We start from the raw sequence: 4,679 nt of genomic DNA, 5'->3' as shown, positions 1-4,679 counted from the left end.
TTTAGGGGGGTATAAATTGAAACATTAATTATGAGATTCTTACAACCATTGTAACTGTTCACGCAGACTCACCACTTCACCAATAATGGTTAAGGTCGGTGCTACGATATGATGTTCAGACACTTTGGCTGCAATATCCGCCAATGTACCCACCAGTACTTTCTGCTCAGGCGTTGTACCTTTGGAAATCAAGGCAACAGGCATGGTTGGTCGTTGACCATGTGCAATCAGTTGCTCACAAATACGCTCCAAGCCCACCAAGCCCATGTACAGCACCAAGGTCTGATTTTCATACACCAGTTCATTCCAGGGTAATTCTGGTGAACCCTCTTTTAAGTGCCCAGTTAGGAAACGAACACTTTGTGCATAATCACGATGGGTCAGCGGAATCCCTGCATATGCGGAACAACCTGATGCGGCGGTAATTCCAGGCACAACCTGAAAAGTGACACTGGCTTCAACCAGCTCCTGAATTTCTTCACCACCACGTCCAAAGATAAAGGGATCACCACCTTTCAGGCGGCAAACACGTTTACCTTTTTGTGCATACTCCACCAATAAGGCATTAATACCCTCTTGTGGAACGGAATGATTGGAACGGGCCTTACCGACATAAATCTTTTCCGCATCACGGCGGCAGAGTTCCAGAATCGGCGCAGACACCAAGCGGTCATAAATCACCACATCAGCTTGTTGCATCAAGCGTAAGGCTTTTAAGGTCAAAAGCTCAGGATCACCTGGACCAGCCCCCACCAGATACACCTCACCTTTCGGTGCTATCCATTCAGTCAACGCCTGCTGGATCAAATCATTCGCCACATCCAGATTATCATTGAACACCTGCTCCTTTAACGGACTGGCATACAGATTCTCCCAAAAGATACGGCGTTCATCGGGATTGGAAATCTTTTCCTTGACCTGTTTACGCCAAAGACCTGAAAACTCAGCCAGTTTCCCCATACCATGCGGCACAATCGTTTCAATCTGGGTACGAAGTTGTCTGGATAAAACAGGCGATGCTCCATTGGATGCAACGGAAATCACCAAAGGTGAACGGTCAATAATCGCGGGAACCATGAAACGGCAATTCGGAATATCATCCACACTATTCACTAAAATATTACGTGCTTCGCATTGCTCGAAAACGCTTTTATTCACAGCGGTATTGTCGGTTGCAGCAATCACCAAACGATAACCTGTAGCAAGAATATTTTCAGAAAAAGCGGCCTGAATATATTGCCCCATCGATTTGTAAACAAGCTGGCGTAACTCAGGCTCAATCTCAGGCGCAATCACATCGACAATCGCACCTGCCTTCACCAATAAACTTGCTTTACGGTAGGCAATATGCCCACCGCCAACAATCAGACAACGTTGCTGCTGCAACTTTAAAGAGATTGGGAAAATTTCCACGATACGCCTCTATATTTTTTAGATCTGATTGGGCTAAAGCAAAAACTATGCACAAAATGGATGCACAGTTTAATCAATATAGCTTGCACCGCCCATATATGGACGTAAAACTTCTGGAATTTCGATTGAACCGTCAGCACGCTGGTAATTTTCCATCACTGCAAGCAAGGTACGACCCACCGCCAGACCTGAACCATTCAAGGTATGCACCAGTTCGATCTTCTTCTGGTCTACACGGTAGCGCGCTTTCATACGGCGTGCCTGAAAATCGCCCATGTTTGAGCAACTTGAGATTTCACGATAGGTATTTTGGCTTGGCACCCAGACTTCCAGGTCATAGGTCTTGGTTGAACCGAAGCCCATGTCACCACCACAGAGCAAAATCTTGCGGTAAGGTAAACCCAATGCCTGCAAAATGCCTTCTGCATGTGCAGTCAGTTCTTCAAGCGCCTGCATTGAGTGCTCTGGTTTTACGATTTGCACCATTTCGACCTTGTCGAATTGGTGTTGGCGAATCAGGCCACGGGTATCACGTCCATAAGAACCTGCTTCACTACGGAAACATGGTGTATGCGCTGCATATTTCAGAGGTAAGCGGTCAGCATCCAGGATTTCGTCACGCACAAAGTTGGTGACAGGCACTTCTGCGGTCGGGATCAGGTAATATTCTTTTTCACCCTGTAACTTGAATAAGTCTTCTTCAAATTTAGGTAGCTGACCTGTACCACGTAAGCTATCTGCATTGACCAGATAAGGTACATACGCTTCGGTATAACCATTTTTGAGCGTATGCGTATCTAACATAAACTGCGTCAAAGCACGTTGTAGACGTGCCAAAGGACCTTTGAGTACGCTAAAACGTGAACCTGTTAATTTGGTTGCTGTTTCAAACTCAAGCCCACCCATCCACTCACCCAGATCGGTATGGTCCTTGATCTCAAAATCAAACTGGCGTGGTGTGCCCCACTTTAAGATTTCTAAATTATCACTCTCATCTTTCCCTTCAGGCACAGACTCATCTGGCAAGTTTGGAATCGCCAGTGACTTCTGCTCAAGCTCAGTTTGCAGCTCAGCCAAAGCCACTTCAGCAGCCTTGATTTCATCACCAATGGCAGCCATACGCACCATGATCTCAGATGCATCTCCACCCGATTTCTTAATTTGACCGACCTGTTTGGCACCAGCGTTACGTTCAGCCTGTAAATTTTCAGCTTTGGACTGCAATTCTTTACGGCGCGCTTCTAAATCCGCCCATTCCTGAACATCAAGCTGAATACCACGTTTTGCCAAAGCGGCATTGACCGCTTCAATATTATTTCTGAGTAATTTTGGGTCGATCATAATCAATCATGAATAGAGAAAAAACTGGCTATAGTGTAAGGCTTTAACCCGAAAAAATACAGTAATAGACAACAAAGACTCAGCATCCACACACGATATGTCGATGCTGAATACTGGCTAAACGGGCTCTTTCGGCAGACTTGGCAGATATTGCGGCTTAATAAACTGTTTGGCTGCATAATATGGCAGGGTCAACTCGCTCATCCCTTCGGCGTACGAAGCCAACTCATACAGCGGATAGACGAATACTATCTCATTGACACCATAATAATAGTTGTCACTCACCTGCAACTGCTCTTTCTTGATGTTATGGTCTTCCAGCCAATTCTGATTCGAGACATATAACTCATCGCGTAGTTTTTGGTTCATGTCAGGTTTAACCAATTCACTTACAGTAATGTGTTTTTTATTGGACAGGTCAAAATTGACAAATTCCTGATGCGACATGCCATGTGCCGCACCCGCAGGGTAACTATAGGTCTGAATGGCAAAAGTTGCTAAATTATAGTTTTGCCCTAAAAAACGTACATAAGTGCTACTTTCACTAAGCGAGGGTTCATCCGCTGGCACCTTGACTTTTTGGTCTGCAATGTTGGCAAAGGCATTCGGCTCGGCCTTTTTCATACGATTGATAAAATATTCATCAATCCATTTTTGCTTGGTCTCGACCGTTTGCAAGTCATAACTGGTACATCCATCTTCCAGGCACAACTTTTGTTTAGGAAGCTTGACCGCCACAACTTTGGCCTGAATCAATGGAATATCGACTTTTTCAGCAGTAGCTGACGATTGTTCTTTTTTAGGTTGACAGCCAACCATTGCAATGACCGTAAGTATTGAAATGAGTGGAATCAATTGTAATCTTTTTACTATTTTCATCGCCTTGCAAGTCTCCAGGATTTTTCTTCACTATACAAAGCCTTGCGCCTAGATGAAATTAAGAAATGTATCTATATCGCGCCCAGCAAAAAGCCGCAACAGATGCGGCTTTGTTGAGCATAAGTCCATTATTGGTCAATAATATCTGTACCTTTTGGCGGTTCAAAGTGAAAGACCGATGCTGGAATCGCTGGATTCACTTTGATGTTGCTAAAACGCACATACGTGGTTTGGCCTAAAGAATCCTGCAAAATCATCAAGGTGGGTGCCTTATTTGCGCCAAAGCTAATGGTCAGGCTTTGGAATGCACCATCATCCTGTTTTGGGTACAAGGTATAGTACAGCTTGGTTCGGTCAGGCTGAGTCACACGGTAAGCATCCATAATCTGGTTGGTATTACCTGACAATAATAGTGCAGGCGTATTGGCCACCTGATCATCCAGACTCTGTCGCACTGCCTGCTGTAAATCTGGATCATAAATCCACACCACCTTTCCTGTAGTCACAATGGTTTGTTTCGCTGGACTGGTGGTTTCCCAATAAAATTTTCCAGGACGCTCAACCTTCATCACACCCTTAAAGGTCTGGTTCATGTGCTGGGCAGTCAGGCCCTTTTTCTGTACTGTTTTATTATTGGTGGTCTTGGTGCTTTGTTCAAAATCTGCGGTCAGGCGTTGCAGACCAGCCAACTGCTGTACCAGACTGCTGGTTGCCTGCTGAGCCGATGCAGCCACAGGTGCGGCAAACACCTGACTTCCCACCACAGGGACAAGCGAGATGGCACTCAAGGTTGCGGCATAAGCTATTTTTTTTACGAAATTCATAAAATGAACCTTCTATCAGATTTTTACTGTTATGACGACATCTTACTGTTTTTGATCACGAAAAAAATGAAGAAATCCACAGGTTTTGTGTATTTCGTGTCGCAAAGTCCTGCATTATGTATGAAGTTTCTGCCTTTATGTAGAGATTGTAAATATAAAAAAACCCGCCAAAAGCGGGTCTTTCTGAACCATTAAAGCTTAAGCTTCAACAGTTACATAGCG

4 protein-coding genes are annotated in these 4,679 nt (G+C 44.7%); all 4 read right to left on the bottom strand.

All coding sequences use genetic code 11. The features are described from left to right. Nucleotides 1-39 precede the first annotated feature (39 nt). Nucleotides 40-1,413, bottom strand: a complete 1,374-nt coding sequence (cysG, locus tag B4H32_RS03630) for a siroheme synthase CysG (protein WP_004760939.1) — start codon at nucleotides 1,411-1,413, stop codon at nucleotides 40-42. 69 nt (nucleotides 1,414-1,482) lie between these two features. Further along, nucleotides 1,483-2,754: a serine--tRNA ligase gene (gene serS, locus B4H32_RS03625; RefSeq protein WP_286800033.1), complete on the bottom strand. Its 1,272-nt coding sequence runs from the start codon at nucleotides 2,752-2,754 to the stop codon at nucleotides 1,483-1,485. A gap of 117 nt (nucleotides 2,755-2,871) precedes the next feature. Next, nucleotides 2,872-3,633: an RsiV family protein gene (locus B4H32_RS03620; RefSeq protein WP_004681530.1), complete on the bottom strand. Its 762-nt coding sequence runs from the start codon at nucleotides 3,631-3,633 to the stop codon at nucleotides 2,872-2,874. 128 nt (nucleotides 3,634-3,761) lie between these two features. Then, the gene (gene lolA, locus B4H32_RS03615) at nucleotides 3,762-4,457 is read right to left on the bottom strand and encodes an outer membrane lipoprotein chaperone LolA (protein WP_004681532.1); all 696 of its coding nucleotides are present in this window, start codon (nucleotides 4,455-4,457) and stop codon (nucleotides 3,762-3,764) included. Nucleotides 4,458-4,679 lie beyond the last annotated feature (222 nt).

Source organism: Acinetobacter sp. UBA2063 (assembly GCF_002333245.1).
GTDB classification, from domain to species: Bacteria; Pseudomonadota; Gammaproteobacteria; order Pseudomonadales; family Moraxellaceae; genus Acinetobacter; species Acinetobacter parvus.
The sequence above is the reverse complement of the archived record's forward strand: the minus strand, read 5'-3'. Positions and strand labels throughout refer to the sequence as shown.